This is a genomic window from Streptococcus sp. 5346, from assembly GCF_013277455.1.
Classification (GTDB): Bacteria; Bacillota; Bacilli; order Lactobacillales; family Streptococcaceae; genus Streptococcus.
The window spans coordinates 1-1,066 of sequence record NZ_VMMY01000009.1; the positions used below are offsets into that span (position 1 = coordinate 1).

Genomic DNA, 1,066 nt, shown 5'->3' on the forward strand with positions numbered 1-1,066 from the left:
CAGGTAAGGATGGTGAAACTGTTAAGACTACGACTTACAATATTGATGAAACTACAGGTGTTGTAACTCCAAATGAACCAACTTCAGTAACAACAGACCCTGTAACTCGTGTTGTTAAAAAGGGAACACAGCCAAAAGTAGAAAAAACACCAATTCCATTCCCAACTCGTTATGAACGTGATGACTCAGTTCCAGAAGGAACAGAAGAAGAAGTAACAGCAGGTAAAAATGGTGAAACTGTTAAGACAACTACTTATGAACTAAACCCAACAACAGGTGAAGTGACTGCAAATGAACCAACTTCAGTAACAACAGACCCTGTAACTCGTGTTGTTAAGAAGGGAACACAGCCAAAAGTAGAGAAAACACCAATTCCATATACAACACGTTATGTAGAAGATAATACAAAAGATAAAGATTATCGAGAAACTACCCAAGCGGGAGTAAAAGGGAAAGAAACAACAACTACAACCTACACAATGGATCCAAATACAGGAACTGTAACAGAGAACACTCCAACAGTAGTAAGAGAAGAACCAACAGAGGAAATTATTACAGTCGGAACAAAACCAAAAGTAGTTGAAACACCAATTCCATATACAACACGTTATGTAGAAGACAATACAAAAGATAAAGATTACCGAGAAACTACCCAAGCGGGAGTAAAAGGGAAAGAAACAACAACTACAACCTACACAATGGATCCAAACACAGGAACTGTGACCGAGAACACTCCAACAGTAGTAAGAGAAGAACCAACAGAGGAAATTATTACAGTCGGAACCAAACCAAAAGTAGTTGAAACACCAATTCCATATACAACACGTTATGTAGAAGATAATACAAAAGATAAAGATTATCGAGAAACTACACAAGCGGGAGTAAAAGGGAAAGAAACAACAACTACAACCTACACAATGAATCCAACAGACGGAACTGTGACAGAGAACACTCCAACAGTAGTAAGAGAAGAACCAACAGAGGAAATTATTACAGTCGGAACAAAACCAAAAGTAGTTGAAATACCGGAGACTCCACAACCGAAAACAGGAGAAACACCGGAGAC

General features: G+C 38.5%; 1 protein-coding gene. It reads left to right on the forward strand.

Annotated features, from left to right (window positions below; genetic code table 11):
- Positions 1–1,066 (forward strand): G5 domain-containing protein (locus HT732_RS05960; RefSeq protein WP_173254311.1); only part of this gene is annotated, 1,066 nt, incomplete at both ends.